Annotated in this window: 13 protein-coding genes; 11 read left to right on the plus strand and 2 right to left on the minus strand. The window is 56.5% G+C overall.

Annotated elements, in window-relative coordinates; translation table 11 throughout:
* Nucleotides 1–277 precede the first annotated feature (277 nt).
* The 3 genes from KKG35_04315 to KKG35_04325 all read left to right on the plus strand — a co-directional run bounded on the left by KKG35_04315 (nucleotide 278) and on the right by KKG35_04325 (nucleotide 5,199).
* Nucleotides 278–2,038 (plus strand): flagellar hook-length control protein FliK, encoded by a 1,761-nt coding sequence (locus KKG35_04315; protein ID MBU1737342.1) that lies wholly within the window; start codon nucleotides 278–280, stop codon nucleotides 2,036–2,038.
* A 53-nt stretch (nucleotides 2,039–2,091) separates the two neighbouring features.
* Nucleotides 2,092–2,757, plus strand: coding sequence for a flagellar hook assembly protein FlgD (locus KKG35_04320; protein ID MBU1737343.1), 666 nt, complete (start codon nucleotides 2,092–2,094; stop codon nucleotides 2,755–2,757).
* A 72-nt stretch (nucleotides 2,758–2,829) separates the two neighbouring features.
* Complete coding sequence (locus KKG35_04325) at nucleotides 2,830–5,199, plus strand: flagellar hook-basal body complex protein (protein MBU1737344.1); 2,370 nt, start codon at nucleotides 2,830–2,832, stop codon at nucleotides 5,197–5,199.
* Nucleotides 5,200–5,568: 369 nt separating this feature from the next.
* Here KKG35_04325 and KKG35_04330 read toward each other — a convergent pair whose 3' ends face one another.
* Together KKG35_04330 and KKG35_04335 are read right to left on the minus strand one after the other, a co-directional pair.
* Nucleotides 5,569–5,844, minus strand: a complete 276-nt coding sequence (locus tag KKG35_04330) for a hypothetical protein (protein ID MBU1737345.1) — start codon at nucleotides 5,842–5,844, stop codon at nucleotides 5,569–5,571.
* Between the two features lie 29 nt (nucleotides 5,845–5,873).
* Nucleotides 5,874–6,632, minus strand: coding sequence for an AAA family ATPase (locus KKG35_04335; GenBank protein MBU1737346.1), 759 nt, complete (start codon nucleotides 6,630–6,632; stop codon nucleotides 5,874–5,876).
* A 235-nt stretch (nucleotides 6,633–6,867) separates the two neighbouring features.
* Between KKG35_04335 and ileS the strand changes: the two genes are divergently transcribed.
* The 8 genes from ileS (at nucleotide 6,868) to trmD (ending at nucleotide 14,845) form a co-directional block, all read left to right on the plus strand.
* Nucleotides 6,868–9,657: an isoleucine--tRNA ligase gene (gene ileS / locus KKG35_04340; protein ID MBU1737347.1), complete on the plus strand. Its 2,790-nt coding sequence runs from the start codon at nucleotides 6,868–6,870 to the stop codon at nucleotides 9,655–9,657.
* On the plus strand, nucleotides 9,654–10,148 hold the full coding sequence (gene lspA / locus KKG35_04345; GenBank protein MBU1737348.1) for a signal peptidase II: 495 nt from the start codon (nucleotides 9,654–9,656) through the stop codon (nucleotides 10,146–10,148). Before ileS ends, lspA begins: the two co-directional genes overlap by 4 nt.
* A gap of 45 nt (nucleotides 10,149–10,193) precedes the next feature.
* Nucleotides 10,194–11,141, plus strand: coding sequence for an ACP S-malonyltransferase (gene fabD / locus KKG35_04350; GenBank protein MBU1737349.1), 948 nt, complete (start codon nucleotides 10,194–10,196; stop codon nucleotides 11,139–11,141).
* A gap of 153 nt (nucleotides 11,142–11,294) precedes the next feature.
* Complete coding sequence (gene ffh, locus KKG35_04355) at nucleotides 11,295–12,659, plus strand: signal recognition particle protein (protein ID MBU1737350.1); 1,365 nt, start codon at nucleotides 11,295–11,297, stop codon at nucleotides 12,657–12,659.
* 289 nt (nucleotides 12,660–12,948) lie between these two features.
* Nucleotides 12,949–13,206, plus strand: a complete 258-nt coding sequence (gene rpsP, locus KKG35_04360; protein MBU1737351.1) for a 30S ribosomal protein S16 — start codon at nucleotides 12,949–12,951, stop codon at nucleotides 13,204–13,206.
* Between the two features lie 6 nt (nucleotides 13,207–13,212).
* Nucleotides 13,213–13,443: a KH domain-containing protein gene (locus KKG35_04365; protein MBU1737352.1), complete on the plus strand. Its 231-nt coding sequence runs from the start codon at nucleotides 13,213–13,215 to the stop codon at nucleotides 13,441–13,443.
* 8 nt (nucleotides 13,444–13,451) lie between these two features.
* Nucleotides 13,452–13,997 (plus strand): ribosome maturation factor RimM, encoded by a 546-nt coding sequence (rimM, locus tag KKG35_04370; GenBank protein ID MBU1737353.1) that lies wholly within the window; start codon nucleotides 13,452–13,454, stop codon nucleotides 13,995–13,997.
* A gap of 83 nt (nucleotides 13,998–14,080) precedes the next feature.
* Nucleotides 14,081–14,845: a tRNA (guanosine(37)-N1)-methyltransferase TrmD gene (trmD, locus tag KKG35_04375; GenBank protein ID MBU1737354.1), complete on the plus strand. Its 765-nt coding sequence runs from the start codon at nucleotides 14,081–14,083 to the stop codon at nucleotides 14,843–14,845.
* Nucleotides 14,846–14,875 lie beyond the last annotated feature (30 nt).

Genomic DNA, 14,875 nt, shown 5'->3' on the forward strand with positions numbered 1-14,875 from the left:
GGCTGGAAATTGTTTCCCACCCCCGGCAGTTGTTTCCTTTTTTTGATCCCGATCCTTGCTGTAATCCGAAAAAATCGACCCGACAGTCAACGCTCGGACCATTTTGTTTTCCCCTTACCCGGCGGGCATTTCACAATCCATTTCCTTTCTTTCCGGCGCTCACCTTCTTTCCTGTGGCATGGCTTTTGCTGAAGTGACTGAACAGTGCTGACCAGGACACGAAGTCCGGTCTCAACCGTGAAAGCAACTTCTGATCATCAGGCAGGGAGGCAGAAACGTGAATATCATGATGAACCCGACACCTCCTCCGTCGCTATCTGCAGGGGCTCCTGCGGAAAAAGCCGGGGGCCTTTCCAGACCGGAATCATCTTTTGCCGAATACTTCGATCGGCGAATGAACGCTGACCATAAAAAAAATCTTCTTGGCACCGGTGAGGTGAAGAAGGTGGAAAATCCTGCCGCTCCGGCGCCTCATGCTGAAGGTGAACTGGAAGAACGGCAGGCCCTTGCCGAATTGCTGGGCCAGTTGATGATGGAACTGAAGAATATGAGCAGGGAAGACCAGGTGGCTCCCGGGGAATGGGTGATTCCGGCAGTAGATGGATCTGTTCTTGACGGGATTGCCGCAGCGGCAGGGCTCGATGAAATAGCGCGCCAGGATCTTCTTGCCGGATTGTCGGAGGGCAAGAGTGTAGAGCTCGCTGCCCTCCTTGATCTGCTGGCGGCCCATTTCATGGCAATGGCTGACAGCGTTGCGGTAAAAGCGCCCGATACTGAACTGCCGTTTATCGAGAGCCTCCTGAACGGAATGGGCGTGCACTCCGAAAAACTCGCTGCCATTGCCGAAATGGCTTCGAATGGAGACGATCAGTTTGATCTGGCCATATATCTGGAAAAGTTGCAGGCACTTGGCGCTGAATTGCGTGGTTCGAGTGAGGTTCAACTGGCCCCGATCTCGCTTACGGACTGGGAGCGGGAGCAGTTTGCCGACCTGCTTGCGAGGGCCGGAGTCTCCAGTGAACAGATCACAGCGATCATGCCAGAGGGCAAGGGGGGTGAACTGACTCTTTCCTTTGAAAAACTGGCGGACATCTTGGCCGGAGCGGTTTCTGCGGTAAAGGATGCCCGTGCCCGCATCGAACTGCCGGAATTCCTGTCGGAACTGAAAAGTCTCCTGGCCATGGCCGGCTATGCCGGGAAGGACGGCGGCTGGACCCCGGTGGTCCAGGAAACCCTGGAGAATGTGTATCGCGATCTTGTGGAGAGTGTTGACCTCAAGGGTGTAAAGATCAGGTGGAACGAAAACCCGGTGCAGCTCGGGGTCAATGATGAAACGATGGAGAATGTCGTCATCGACGAGTCCGGCGATGGGGAAGAGGTCCTTCTGCCTGCGGAAAGAGAGCTGGTGAAAGATTCTGCGGGGCCGGAAAAAAAAGGGAAGGGGATAAACGCTGCCCAGTATAACGACAAGGCCGCACCGGAGATGCTCCGGAACGACGAGAATATCACGGTTTCCGGTGGCGGGGAGAGTGGGTCCAAGAGCGGAGTTGGCCAGCTGAGTGAAATCAATCGTACCGCCCCGCTGCCGCGGACCCTCTCCGAACTGCAGCAGCAGGCCTTCGAGCAGATCAGCCGCGGGGTGATGACGGGGTTGCGCAATAACGATCATCACCTGATTTTAAAGCTCTACCCGCCGGAACTTGGCGAGGTCAAGGTCGAGATGCTGGTCAGAAATGACCAGGTGGCGGTCTCCTTTTCCATGGAAAACAGCAGGGTCAAGGAAGCGTTGGAAGCGGGGATGGACCAGTTCAGGCAGAACCTCGAGCAGGGTGGCTTCAACCTTGGTGAATGCATGGTTTCAGTGGGTGGAGGAAACGAGTCCGATGATGCCTGGCAGCGGTTCGCCAACGAATGGCGCCAGCAGATGGCGTCAACAAGAGAAGTGGCAGGGAGTTTCAGCGACCTGCCGGACCATGCCTTTTATCGCCGGGAACATTATCTCGGCGACCACGATGGCGCGATCAGTTTTCTGGTGTAGAGACCAATGTTTGAACTGTTTCCGGATTCCGGAAGCAGGGAAGAGGAAAAATCATGAGCGTAACAAGTGTGAGTGCATTACCGCTGGCCCCGGAGCCGGAAGCGTTTAAGACCTTCGGTAAGAAAGAGCTCGATAAGCAGGATTTCATGAAGCTGTTCATCACCCAGCTTCAGTATCAGGATCCGATGGAACCCATGGATACCTACCAGATGTCGAGCCAGCTCGCACAGTTCAGCAGCATGGAGGCGACTCTCCGGATGAGCGAGAACATGGAAGAGCTTCTTGCCTACCAGACCTCGCAGAACAATCTCCAGCTCCTGACCCTGCTCGACAACAAGGTCCAGACGGCCGGAAACACCATCGCGGTGAATGAGGGAACCAACAGCAGTACCGAGTTTGTGCTGGAAGACACCGCAGTATCGTGTCTGGTCGAGATCTACGACCAGGGCGGCACTATGGTGCGGCAGATCGATATGGGTCCTGTTCCGGCCGGGCTCTATGAACTAGCCTGGGACGGCAAGAATATGGGCGGAGACCAGGTGGAGGATGGTGTATACAGCTATCGGGTCAAGGCCAGTGATTCGGTGGGTAAGGAGATCGGGACCGATTACCGGACCACCGGCACCGTTACCGGCATCGGTTTCGACAACGGCCAGGCCATTCTGAATGTCGACAAGTACATCACCGTTACCGTCGGTGAAGTGCTGAAGGTTATGTGAGAGAAGGATTATTAATGAGCCAGGCCGGAAGGATTCGGCGGGCCTAGAGGAAGACAACAAGGAGGTAAGGCAATGGGTATTTCCAGTTCGTTATATTCAAGCATCAGCGGATTGAATACCATGGGGAATTCAATGTCGGTCATCGGCGACAACGTGGCCAACGTCAATACCATCGCGTTCAAATCGAGCCGGGCCACTTTTCAGGATGTATTGTCGCAGTCGGTATCGACCGCATCCGGTTCGGCCCAGGTCGGCCGTGGTGTTACCTTGAGTACGGTTGACGGTCTGTTCGCCCAGGGATCGTTCGAGAGTTCCTCGAACCCGACCGATATGGCGATCGGCGGCCAGGGCTTTTTCATGATCCGGGAACCGGGCAACGCCGAAGCGGACAACTATACCCGGGCCGGCGAGTTCCGTTTCGATCAGGAAGGATACCTGATCAACCCTTCCGCCTACTTTGTCCAGGGCTGGCAGCTTGATGCGACAACCGGCGAGCGGACAGGGACCATCGGCGACATCAACATCAGCAAAAGCACTCCGCCGGTTGCAACCGACCGGGTCGAGGTCATCGTCAACATCGATTCCCGCGAGGACAATGAAAATACCGAGCTCAGGCTCTATGACGCCTGGGACGGCACCAACGTGGCGGCCGTCAACCCGACCGACCCGATCTCGTCCACCAACTACGAGTACACCACCTCGGTCAAGATCTACGACTCGATCGGCGCGAGCCACGACCTGACCGTCTACTTCGACCGGACGACCGTCGACAACCAGTGGGAATATCTGGTTACCTGTGATCCTTCGGAGGATTTCCGCTATCTTAACACGAGCGATCAGACGATCTATGCCCCGGACACCACCTACAATTTTCAGAATCATAAAGGGGCTGGCGCCTTGCAGTACGGGGTGATCAACTTCAGCACCTCCGGCGATATTCTGCAGATTGATGCCTTTAACGTTCCGCCCGACGGCGAGGTTGACCCGGCGCAGACCATAAACCGGGTGGTCCTGAACCAGACCGACCGCTACTATGCCTTTGATGTGAATTTCACCGGCGATCTCGCTAACGATTCCATCGAGATCAATTTCGGGGCCCGCTATTCCGGGCAGACCACCAATCTTTCCCAGGTGATTGTAAGCGATTCCGGGGTCTACGACAGCGTGCTGACCACCGATTTCATCACCTCGGAAACCACCTGGAACTCGGTGTTTGACGCTAGCGGCAACCAGGTGGAGCCGGGGGACGTGTTCTCCATGGCCGGGTATCTTCCCGACGGGACGGCGGTTGCTGCCTGGAACTACACGGTGCCCTCAGGAGCCGCATACGGGACAACAAAAGTCCAGAACTTTCTGACCGCGGTCGGCACCAACTTCGGCTGCACGGCGAGTATCGATGCCTTCGGTCGGCTCAGGCTGGAAGACACCGGTGGCGGCAACAGCGCGCTCGCCGTGACAACTTTCACCTTCACCGAATCGGCGGTACTGCCGGCCACGGTCGGCGGCATGAGCAATCCGTTCGGAGCGCAGATCAACATCACCACCTCCAAGGAGCAGATCCTCTCCAGCGATCGGGCCCTGACCACGGCCCTTGGTGTCCCGCCGGTCATTACGGCGGCCACCGACTGGGGCAGCGTGTATACGAGTGGTGGCGTAGGGCCGGTGGCCGCGAACAATACCATGATCTTTACCGGCGCCCAGCCGGACGGCACCGTGGTGGCGGCAACATTCACGGTCAACGCCACCGACTCGCCCAATAATACGGTGCAGGACCTGCTGGACTGGCTGGAAACCAATTTCAATGCCGAAGCCGCCATTGATTATGCCGGGCGTCTGGTTCTTACCGACCGGGAATCCGGATCGGCCAGTTACAACAGCCAGCTCGCGATCGCCTCCATAGCGGGCACTGCGCCGGCGGTATTCGGGGCGGGAGCTTTCGCCGGTATCGCTGCCGATGTCAGCGGGGAGGACGGCAGCCATGCGGGGGACGTGGTCACCACCAATTTCGACAGCGAGGCGCTCGCCTCCACCCAGTACGCCAATGCCTCGACCACCGTTTTCCAGGACCAGGATGGCTACGCCTCCGGGTTCCTGCAGTCGGTTTCGGTCGATACCGACGGGGTGATCACCGGCCAGTATTCCAACGGCCAGGTTCTGAAACGGGCCCAGGTGGCGCTGGCCACCTTCAATAACCTGGCCGGGCTCTTTAAAGAAGGGGGCAATATCTTCACCGAAACCACTGAATCCGGCGCCCCGGTCACCGGCGCTCCGGGAACGAACGGTCTCGGGTCGATTGCCCCCAACGCCCTGGAGCAGTCAAACGTTGATATCGGCACCGAATTCGTCAAGCTGATCACCACCCAGCGAGGCTTTCAGGCGAACTCGAAAATCATCTCCACCACCGATGAAATGCTCGCGGACCTGATCAATATCAAGCGGTAGTAAGTATTTGAAATAAATAAAAAAAGGCAGGGTGGAGACCCTGCCTTTTTTTATGCCGAACCTGCAAAGCAAGTCGGGCCATCCTTCGACAAGCTCAGGATGATCCTTCGACAGGCTCAGGATGAGCGGGTATAAAGCTTCAGTTGAGCAGCTCGCCTGCTCGTCCCGATTAGTTAAGTTAAGCAGCGTGCCTGCTTATACGAAACTTATGCCCCTGGGCGAAAGCGAGCTTGTGAGACATCGAGACTTATGCCCCCATGGGTGAAAATAGAAATTCCGCTCACTCTGAGTCTGTCGAAGAGTGATCCAGTCGAAGTGGCAATGGCTGAAACATGGTGTTAATCAGTGTCTCGCCCGGCGTTGCCCGGTTTACAACTCCGTCAGCACGATATAAAAAGACGGAAGTGCCAGAATGAGGGTGCTGAGGATCCAGAAATGAGAATCCGGTTGTGATCTGAATCGCAGGGTCAAGCTTTTTATTGCGGTGCAGATACCGGCCAGCCCTGCCAGGAGGGCGATCGAGATTGCGATCAGGCCGCGGGTGCGGCAGCCGAGCACTTCCACCGGGGTGAAGGCGACGCTGAAGAAGGAGGCCGAGACGAGGAGGGGGATCAGAATCAGCAGGAGTTTCTGGTTGCGGTCCACAACGATTTTCCGAAGTTTATCTGTTTAAATCATTTTATAAACGAATCAAAAATCCCATAGGCCGCTCTGATCACCGGAAGGTCATCACCCAGTTCCAGGTAGGAGCCGCCGATGATCTCCTGATTGACCAGTTCGTCGCTGGCCGGGACGAGCCCGCCGAGGGGAAGGTTGCTTGCGGTCACCGTCTCGTTGATCTTGGCCAGGAGTTCCGGGGAGGCCGGGGACGGGACCCGGTTCACGATCAGACATTTATGTTTCACTTCCATGCCTAAAGGTCCGGTCAGGTCGGAAATTCTGCCGGCGGTCATGATGCCCCGGGCCGAAGGGTCGGAAATCACCAGCAGATGATCGATGTTCCGCAAATTCATTCGGCTTAAGTGTTCCATGCCGGCCTCATTGTCGACCAGGATGTATTTGTAGTTTTCCGCCAGATGGTCCATGGTCATGGCCAGGTACTGGTTGGCGGCGCAATAGCAGCCCGGGCCGTCCGGCTGGCCCATGGCCATCAGGTCAAACCCTTTCGCTTCGACAATCGACTGGTGGACCTTCATCTCCATGAACTGGTCCCGGGTCATATTGGGCGGCAGTTCGCTCTTCAGCTCCTTTCTGATCTCGCCGATGGTGAGTCCCACCTCCATGGCCAGGAGTTCGTTGAGATTGGCATTGGAGTCGGCGTCCACCGCCAGGACCGGGGTGTGTCCTTTTTCCGTAAGGTATTTGAGGAGCAAGGCGGAGAGGGTCGTTTTGCCGACGCCTCCCTTGCCTGCCATGGCGATTACTTTGGGCATTTTGATTCTCCGATTGTTCTTTAAGGTTTGAAGATGGCGATTATAGATAAACCGCGAGTCATTGTCAATTACAGGCCCCTGCGCTTTTGTAAAAAAGCGGTGAAATTTCAAAACTTTACTCTTGCAAGATGAAGAGTAGCTGTTATTTTACCCGGACGCTTGCAACCATTGATTACGCCCGGCAACTTTCCGGCCGACGTATATACATTATAATACTGATCACAGGAGATGCTAAATGGATTACCGGGCAACGCTCAATCTGCCCCAGACCAGTTTCAAGATGAAGGCCAATCTTTCCCAGCGGGAGCCTGAATTCCTGAAAAAATGGGAGAAGGAAGGGCTTTATGAAAAGGTCCAGGCGGCAACCGCCGGAAGGCCGGTCTATATCCTCCACGACGGGCCTCCCTATGCCAATGGCCACCTGCACATGGGCCATGCCCTGAACAAGATCCTGAAAGACATCATCCTGCGCGCGAGGAGGATGTCCGGTTATCATTGCCCCTTTGTCCCCGGGTGGGACTGTCATGGACTGCCGATTGAACTGAATGTGGACAAGGAGCTTGGCGACAAGAAAAAAGAGATCAGCAAACTTGCCTTTCGCAAGGCCTGCCGCACCTATGCCGGAAAATGGATCAAAACCCAGAAGGCGGAGTTTCAGCGGTTGGGGGTGCTAGGCGATTGGAAGAATCCCTACCTGACCATCAACTATTCCTACGAGGCGGCGACCGCCCGGGAATTCAATACTTTTCTGGCCAGTGGCGCCGTGGTCCGCAGCAAGAAACCGGTTCACTGGTGTCCGTCGTGCCAGACTGCGCTGGCGGAGGCTGAAGTCGAGTATGAAAATCATACCTCCGATTCGATCTATGTGAAATTCGAGATTTCGGGTGATCCCGGTGATTATCTGCCGGAACTTGCCGGGCGGAAGGTCTCGGTGGTGATCTGGACCACGACCCCGTGGACCCTGCCCGCCAATCTCGCGGTCGCCTTGCATCCCGATTTTACCTATGCAGCGGTCGAGACAGGAGGTGAGGTCTGGATCATGGCCGAGGGGCTGGTTGAAAAGGTCTTCAGCGAACTTGAAAGCGAGGGGCACAAGGTACTCGCCACCTTTTCCGGCCAGAAGCTTGAAGGGTGCAAATGCCGTCACCCGTTTCTCGATCGATTCTCCCCGGTGGTCCTTGCCGACTATGTGACCCTTGAAACCGGAACCGGCTGCGTGCATACCGCTCCGGGGCATGGCCGTGAGGACTATATCACCGGCACCCGCTACGGGCTTGAGGTGCTTTCCCCGGTCGACAGCGGCGGCAATTTCACCGCCGAGGCAGGCCCGTATCTGGGGATGAATATCCGGGAGGCGAACCCGGTGATCTGCAGAGACCTTGAGGCAAGCGGTCATCTGGTCAGACACAGCCGGATGAAACACAGCTATCCCCACTGCTGGCGCTGTAAGAAACCGGTGATCTTCCGGGCGACCGAACAGTGGTTCATCTCGATGGAAATGAACGATCTCCGCGAGCGGGCCCTTGCCGCCATCCGGGAAGTAAAATGGATCCCCCACTGGGGAATGGACAGGATCTACGGGATGGTCGAGACCCGTCCCGACTGGTGTCTGTCGCGGCAGCGGGCCTGGGGGGTGCCGATCACCGCCATCCTCTGCAAAGGATGCGGCGAGATCCAGAACAATGAAGAAGTTAACCGCCGGATCGATCAGCTCTTCCGCAAGGAGGGCGCCGATGCGTGGTTTTCCCACGAGCTTGCGGATTTCCTGGGTCAGGGGGCAACCTGCGCGAAATGCGGCGGCGCCGAGTTTGAGAAAGAAGAGGATATCCTTGATGTCTGGTTTGATTCCGGCACCAGCCATGCGGCGGTCCTGGAAGAACGGGAAGAGCTTTCTTCCCCGGCCGATCTTTATCTCGAAGGCAGCGATCAGCACCGGGGCTGGTTTCAGAGTTCCCTGCTCGCCTCGGTTGGGACCAGGCAGCGGCCACCCTATCGCGGGGTGCTGACCCACGGCTTCGTGGTCGATGAAAACGGGCGCAAGATGTCGAAGAGCGTCGGTAATGTAATCGCTCCGGGAGAAATCATCGAAAAAAACGGGGCCGAGATCCTCCGGCTCTGGGTTGCCTCGGAAGACTATCGGGATGATATCAAGATCTCCGACAATATCATCAATCAGCTCTCCGATGCTTATCGAAAAGTGCGGAATACCATCCGCTACCTGCTGGGCAATATCAGCGATTTTGATCCGGCCGCGAACCGGGTCGCCTATGGGGACCTGCCTGAAATCGATCAATGGGCCCTGTCCCAGCTTGAACAATTGAAAAAACGGGTCGCCGGTGCGTATGACTCTTTCGAATTTCACGTGGTATTCCACAGTCTCCTCAATTTCTGTACCGTGACCATGAGTGCCCTGTATCTCGATATTATCAAGGACCGGCTGTACACGGATGGGACCGATTCCCGGGGCAGGAGATCGGCCCAGACCGTCCTTTACGAGATTGCGGATACGGTGGTGCGGCTGATGGCGCCGGTCCTTACCTTTACCGCAGCTGAAGTCTGGGAGCATCTGCCCGCTGATCCTGCCCGCGAGGAGGACCCTGCGCTGGCGAAATTCCCTGCAGCATGCGAGAAATGGCTGCGTGGTGATCTGGACCGGAAATGGGAAAGGTTGATCAGGGTCAGAGGCGAGTTTACCAGGGCGCTGGAACTGGCCCGACAAGAAAAGGTGATCGGCCATCCCCTTGAGGCTGAGCTGAAGATTGCGGTTTCAGGTGAGCTTGGAGCTTTTCTGGAGGAAAACTGGCAGATTCTTCACACCATCAGCATTGTATCGGAACTGAACCGGGTGGATGAACCACCGGCAAATGGCATTGTTTCCGAGGAATTCCCGGAATTGACCATCCTGGTATCACCGGCTGCCGGGCAGAAATGCGAGCGTTGCTGGACCAGGTCGACAACCGTTGGCGCAGACGAGGTCCATCCCCTGATCTGCAACCGCTGTCTGCAGGTGGTCAGCGCATTATGAGTATCCGGACACCTCTCTATCCGCTGGCGATAGCTGCCGCCGTGGTGATCATCGACCAGCTCAGCAAGCTGTGGATCATGACCGCGTTCCGGCCCTTTGAGATCAAACCGGTGATTCCCGGCCTGTTCAATCTGATCTTCATCACCAATACCGGAGCGGCTTTCGGGATGCTGGCCGGAGAGCAGACTCTCTGGCGGCAGCTTTTTTTCGGGACGGTTGCGGTCATTGCCCTGGTGGTTCTCGTATACGCCTTCCGGCAATATCGTGACCGGGGGATTCTGTATGTTACCGGAATAGGTTTGGTGGCCGGCGGTGCGGTGGGGAATCTGATCGACCGCGTTCGGTTCGGTCATGTGGTTGATTTTCTCGATTTCTTTATCGGCAGATATCACTGGCCGGCCTTCAATGCTGCCGATTCGGCGATCACCATCGGAGTCGGTCTTTTTCTGCTGGCAACCCTTGGTGACGATCAGGAAGAAACAAGTAAATAGAGTTGAGTGCGCGGCACAAATGATCGCAATGGAGAAAAATAAAAAATGAATAATAACAAGAAGATAGCTTTTCTGTTTCCCGGGCAGGGGTCCCAGTATGTCGGCATGGGTGAGGAGTTTCTGGCGGCTGACGATGAGGCTCGGAGCCTGATTGACAAGGCTGATGCGATCAGCGGCTATCCGATCAGGAAACTCTGCCTTGAAGGGCCGATGGAGGAGCTGACCAGAACCGCGCATCTGCAGCCCGCGATCACCGTTCAGAATCTGATGGCCCTGCGCGGGCTTACCCGGGCGGGAATTAATCCTGATTATGTTGCCGGTCACAGCCTTGGAGAATATGCAGCCCTCTGCGCGGCGGGGGTGATCAGTGAGGATGATACCCTGAGGCTGGTCACCGAGAGGGGCCGGCTGATGGAGCGCGAGGCCGAGCAGAATCCCGGCGGGATGCATGCGGTCCTAGGTTTGCAGATTGATGAGGTTCTGGGCATTGTCGCTGCGGTCAGTGACCGGGGAGTTCTCACCGCCGCCAATCACAACTCCGAGCAGCAGATTGTCCTGTCCGGCGAGCTTTCCGCCCTGAGCGCAGCCGCTGAGATTGTGGCGGAAAAGGGAGGCAAGGCCATCCCCCTGAAGGTCAGCGGCGCCTGGCATAGCGCTCTGGTCAGCGGGGCGATTGAGGATTTCTCTGCATTCATGGGGGGGGTCAGTTTCAGTTCCCCGGCAATCCCTCTTCTTTTCAACGTGACTGCCGGTGAGGAAAATGAGCCGCAGAAGATCAAAGAGATCATGGCCAGGCAGATCGCCTCGACCGTTCGCTGGTATGAGATTATGAACGGGCTGCTCTCCCGCGGGGTTGGAACCTTTATTGAAGTCGGTCCGAAAAACGTTCTGACCGGACTTGCCAGGAAAATCCTGCCCCGGGACCATGACTGCAGGCTGATCCAGATTGACAGCCCCGAAAAGATCGAGGCGTGCCGCCGGGAATTGTCCTGAACGGACCCGTTCACGGATGGCATCGGGACAGCAAGTTGTTTCTTGACATTGCCCCCTTATCCATGTATCTTTCCGGATTTTCCTGGGGCAATGTAATGATCGGGCTTCCGCCGGTAAGGGCCGGGGCCTTTAATGCTTTGATATTCGGTAGAAATGTTCGATAGCTTATCAGACCGTCTCAACGGGACTTTCAAGAAACTGCGGGGCCACGGCAAGCTCTCTGAAAGCAATATCAGCGAGGCGATGGGCGAGGTCCGGACGGCACTCCTTGAGGCCGATGTCAACTTCAGGGTTGTCAAGGATTTCATCGCTGAAGTGACGGAGAAGGCGGTCGGTCAGGAGGTTCTGACCAGCCTCGCGCCGGGGCAGCAGGTGATAAAGGTCGTTCACCAGCAGCTTATTGATCTGCTGGGGGGCGCTACCGAAGAACTGCAGTTGGGCGGTCCGCAGCCGGTGGTGATCATGCTGGCCGGTTTGCAGGGTTCCGGTAAAACAACGACCACCGGCAAGATCGCCAAATTATTGCAGGGCAAGGGACGCAGGCCTTATCTGGTCCCCGCCGATGTGTATCGGCCGGCGGCCATCGAGCAGCTCAAGGTACTCGGTGCGAATCTGGCCCTCCCGGTACACGGTTCGAAGACTGGGGACAATCCGGTCGATATCTGCCGGACGGCGGTGGCGGCGGCAAAGCTCAGGAACTGTGACACGGTCCTGATTGATACCGCAGGTCGTCTCCATCTTGATGAAGAACTGATGGAGGAGCTCCGCAGGATCAAGGCGGAGGTGAAACCGGCCGAGATTCTGTTTGTTGCCGATGCGATGACCGGGCAGGATGCGGTCACGGTTGCGGAAAAATTCAATCAGGATCTTGACGTCACCGGCGTGGTCCTGACCAAGATGGATGGTGACGCCCGGGGCGGCGCCGCACTTTCCATCAAGAAGGTGACCGGCAGGCCGATCAAGTTTGTCGGGGTCGGCGAAGGGATGGACGGTCTTGAGGTTTTTCACCCGGACCGGCTGGCTTCACGGATTCTCGGGATGGGCGATGTCCTGACCCTGATCGAAAAGGCCGAAGCGGTCGTCGACCAGAAGAAGGCAGAGCAGCTGGCCAAAAAGATCAGGAAGGATGCCTTCACCCTTGAGGACTTCCGGGACCAGGTCCAGCAGATAAAAAAAATGGGGAACCTGGAACAGCTGATGGGCATGGTTCCGGGGATGAACCGCCTCAAGCAGATGCAGAATATTCCCAAGCCCGACGAAAAAGAATTGGGCAGGATCGAGGCGATCATCAATTCGATGACCCGTCAGGAGCGGCATCGGTACCAGATCATCGACTCCAGTCGCAGGCAGAGAATCGCGAGGGGGAGCGGCACCTCGGTGCAGGATGTGAACAAGGTCATCAAAAACTATTCCGATATGTTGCAGATGATGAAGAAGATGAAAGGGATGGGCGCTTTCGGCAAAATAAAAGCCGCCGGCGGCAAGAAGAGAAAAAGACCGAAAGGGATGTTCAGATAAAGCTGAAGTTGAGCAGCTCGTCTGCTCGTACGAAACTTATGCCCGAAGGGTGCAAAGCTGAAGTTGAGCAGCTCGTCTGCTCGTACGAAACTTATGCCCGAAGGGTGCAAAGCTGAAGTTGAGCAGCTTGTCTGCTCGTACGTAACTTATGCCCGCAAGGGTGAAAAAACCGGATCGAGGCACTCGTTGCCTGCCGGTGTAACATTAAAACCATAGATTCAAATCAGACCGTGCCGGTGCATGAGAGCATTGGTTATGGGCGTCGAAAATTACGTGGAGGAACGTATTAATGGCTGTAAAAATTCGTCTTACCAGACTGGGCAGAAAGAAAAAACCGTTTTACCGCATCGTGGTCGCCAACTCAGAAGCACCGAGAGATGGAAAATTCCTGGAGATTGTCGGTACCTACGATCCGCTTAAAAATCCTGTTGAAGTAAACATCAAACAGGACAAGCTCCAGTTCTGGATCGATCGGGGCGCCACGCCTACAGAGACCGTGAAAAGCCTTCTCTGCAAATGTGCTGCCGAGGCTCCGGCAGCGGAATAACCGGTTATGAAAGAACTGATCGAATTCATCGCCACTTCACTCGTCGATGACCGGGAGAGCGTATCGGTCAACGTAACTGAAGAGGGCGATTCCACGGTCCTCGAGCTGCGCGTTGCCAAAGATGACCTGGGTAAGGTCATCGGTAAGCAGGGACGGACGGCACGTGCCATGCGTGCACTGCTTTCGGCCGCTGCCGGCAGGTCTGGCGCCAGGGCGAGGCTCGAGATTCTCGATTAGGGAGCAGGGTGGATTTGACTGCCGCAGGTTCCGGTCCGGATCAGAAAATATATATCCAGGCCGGCAAAATTAGCAAACCGCACGGCATCAAAGGTGAACTCCGGGTCCATCCCTATTCGGAGAACCCGGATGATTTTTCCGGCTATCCGGAAATTCTGGTAGTTTCGCCAGGTGGTGAGTACTCACCGTACCAGGTTCAGAGCAGCAGTGCGCACGGCAAGGTCGCGATTGTAAAAATATCCGGGGTCGATGACCGGAACGGGGCTGAAGAGCTTTCCGGACTGGAGATCTGGGTTGACAGACGCTACCTGCCTGAACTTCTGCCGGATGAATTTTTCTGGCATGATCTGGTCGGCCTTGATGCGGTCTCCGAAAGCGGCCTTAAACTTGGCAGGGTGAAGGCCCTCTTTGCTACCGGCGGGCACGATGTGCTGGTCATCCGGGGTACCGGCCGTGAATACCTCGTTCCCGCCAGGCGCGAATTCATGCTTGATGTCGACCTGGATCGTCGCCTCCTGACCATCGCCGATGTCCCGGGGCTTTTTGACATGTAGTGTGGCGGCCCCGCACAGATAGTTTCCCTGTCTGCCTTTGCAGGCGTTTTTAGCCCCCCAGCCTCCACAAGAAATTCTCGGCCATGCAGTTTGATATCCTGACCATATTTCCGGACCTGTTACAATCGCCTCTTCAGGAAGGGATTATCCGCCGCGCTGTCCAGAGCGGCAGAATCACCGTCCATATTACCAACATCAGGGATTTTGCCACCGACAAGCACACCATGATCGACGACCGGCCCTTCGGGGGCGGTGAAGGGATGGTCATGAAGCCGGAGCCGATCGCTGCGGCACTCCGGAGTATTGCCGGTGGAGAGAGTCGCCCCCGGGTGATCCTGTTGAGCCCGCAGGGGAAAACCTTCACCCAGCGGACTGCCGAGACCCTTGCTCTGGAGAAACATCTGGTCTTTCTCTGTGGTCGTTATGAAGGGGTCGACGAACGGGTCAGCGAAATGTTTGTCGACGATGAGATCTCCATCGGCGACTATGTCCTGACCGGGGGAGAACTGGCGGCCATGGTCATGGTCGATGCCATCACCCGGCTGCTCCCGGGGGTACTGGGGTGTGCCGAATCGGCAAGCCAGGACACTTTCAGCAGCGGGATGCTGAAGCACCCTCAGTATACAAGGCCCCGCGAGTTTCAGGGGTCCGAAGTGCCGGAGGTGCTGCTTACCGGTGACCATCAGGCAATCCAGGATTGGCGGTTTGCCGAGTCGGTGAAGAAAACCCTGCGCAAGCGGCCGGAGATGCTGGCCGGACGCACTTTTTCCAAGGCGGAGCGAAAGGTCCTTTCCGGTCATGGACTCCTGGCTGAAGTCGATGCTCTCGGGAAGAGGACATCAGATTAAATTTTCTGCTGCTTGAGGTTCCAGCTATCA

Source organism: Pseudomonadota bacterium, from assembly GCA_018823285.1.
In the GTDB taxonomy this organism is placed as follows: Bacteria; Desulfobacterota; Desulfobulbia; order Desulfobulbales; family JAGXFP01; genus JAHJIQ01.

Bases quoted from the DNA above. Each gene is read 5' to 3' on its own strand.
- KKG35_04325 (MBU1737344.1), top strand. From the start codon at position 2,830: ATGGGTATTTCCAGTTCGTTATATTCAAGCATCAGCGGATTGAATACC.
- KKG35_04335 (MBU1737346.1), bottom strand. From the start codon at position 6,632: ATGCCCAAAGTAATCGCCATGGCAGGCAAGGGAGGCGTCGGCAAAACG.
- rpsP (MBU1737351.1), top strand. From the start codon at position 12,949: ATGGCTGTAAAAATTCGTCTTACCAGACTGGGCAGAAAGAAAAAACCG.
- lspA (MBU1737348.1), top strand. From the start codon at position 9,654: ATGAGTATCCGGACACCTCTCTATCCGCTGGCGATAGCTGCCGCCGTG.
- ffh (MBU1737350.1), top strand. From the start codon at position 11,295: ATGTTCGATAGCTTATCAGACCGTCTCAACGGGACTTTCAAGAAACTG.
- fabD (MBU1737349.1), top strand. From the start codon at position 10,194: ATGAATAATAACAAGAAGATAGCTTTTCTGTTTCCCGGGCAGGGGTCC.
- ileS (MBU1737347.1), top strand. From the start codon at position 6,868: ATGGATTACCGGGCAACGCTCAATCTGCCCCAGACCAGTTTCAAGATG.
- KKG35_04365 (MBU1737352.1), top strand. From the start codon at position 13,213: ATGAAAGAACTGATCGAATTCATCGCCACTTCACTCGTCGATGACCGG.
- trmD (MBU1737354.1), top strand. From the start codon at position 14,081: ATGCAGTTTGATATCCTGACCATATTTCCGGACCTGTTACAATCGCCT.
- KKG35_04320 (MBU1737343.1), top strand. From the start codon at position 2,092: ATGAGCGTAACAAGTGTGAGTGCATTACCGCTGGCCCCGGAGCCGGAA.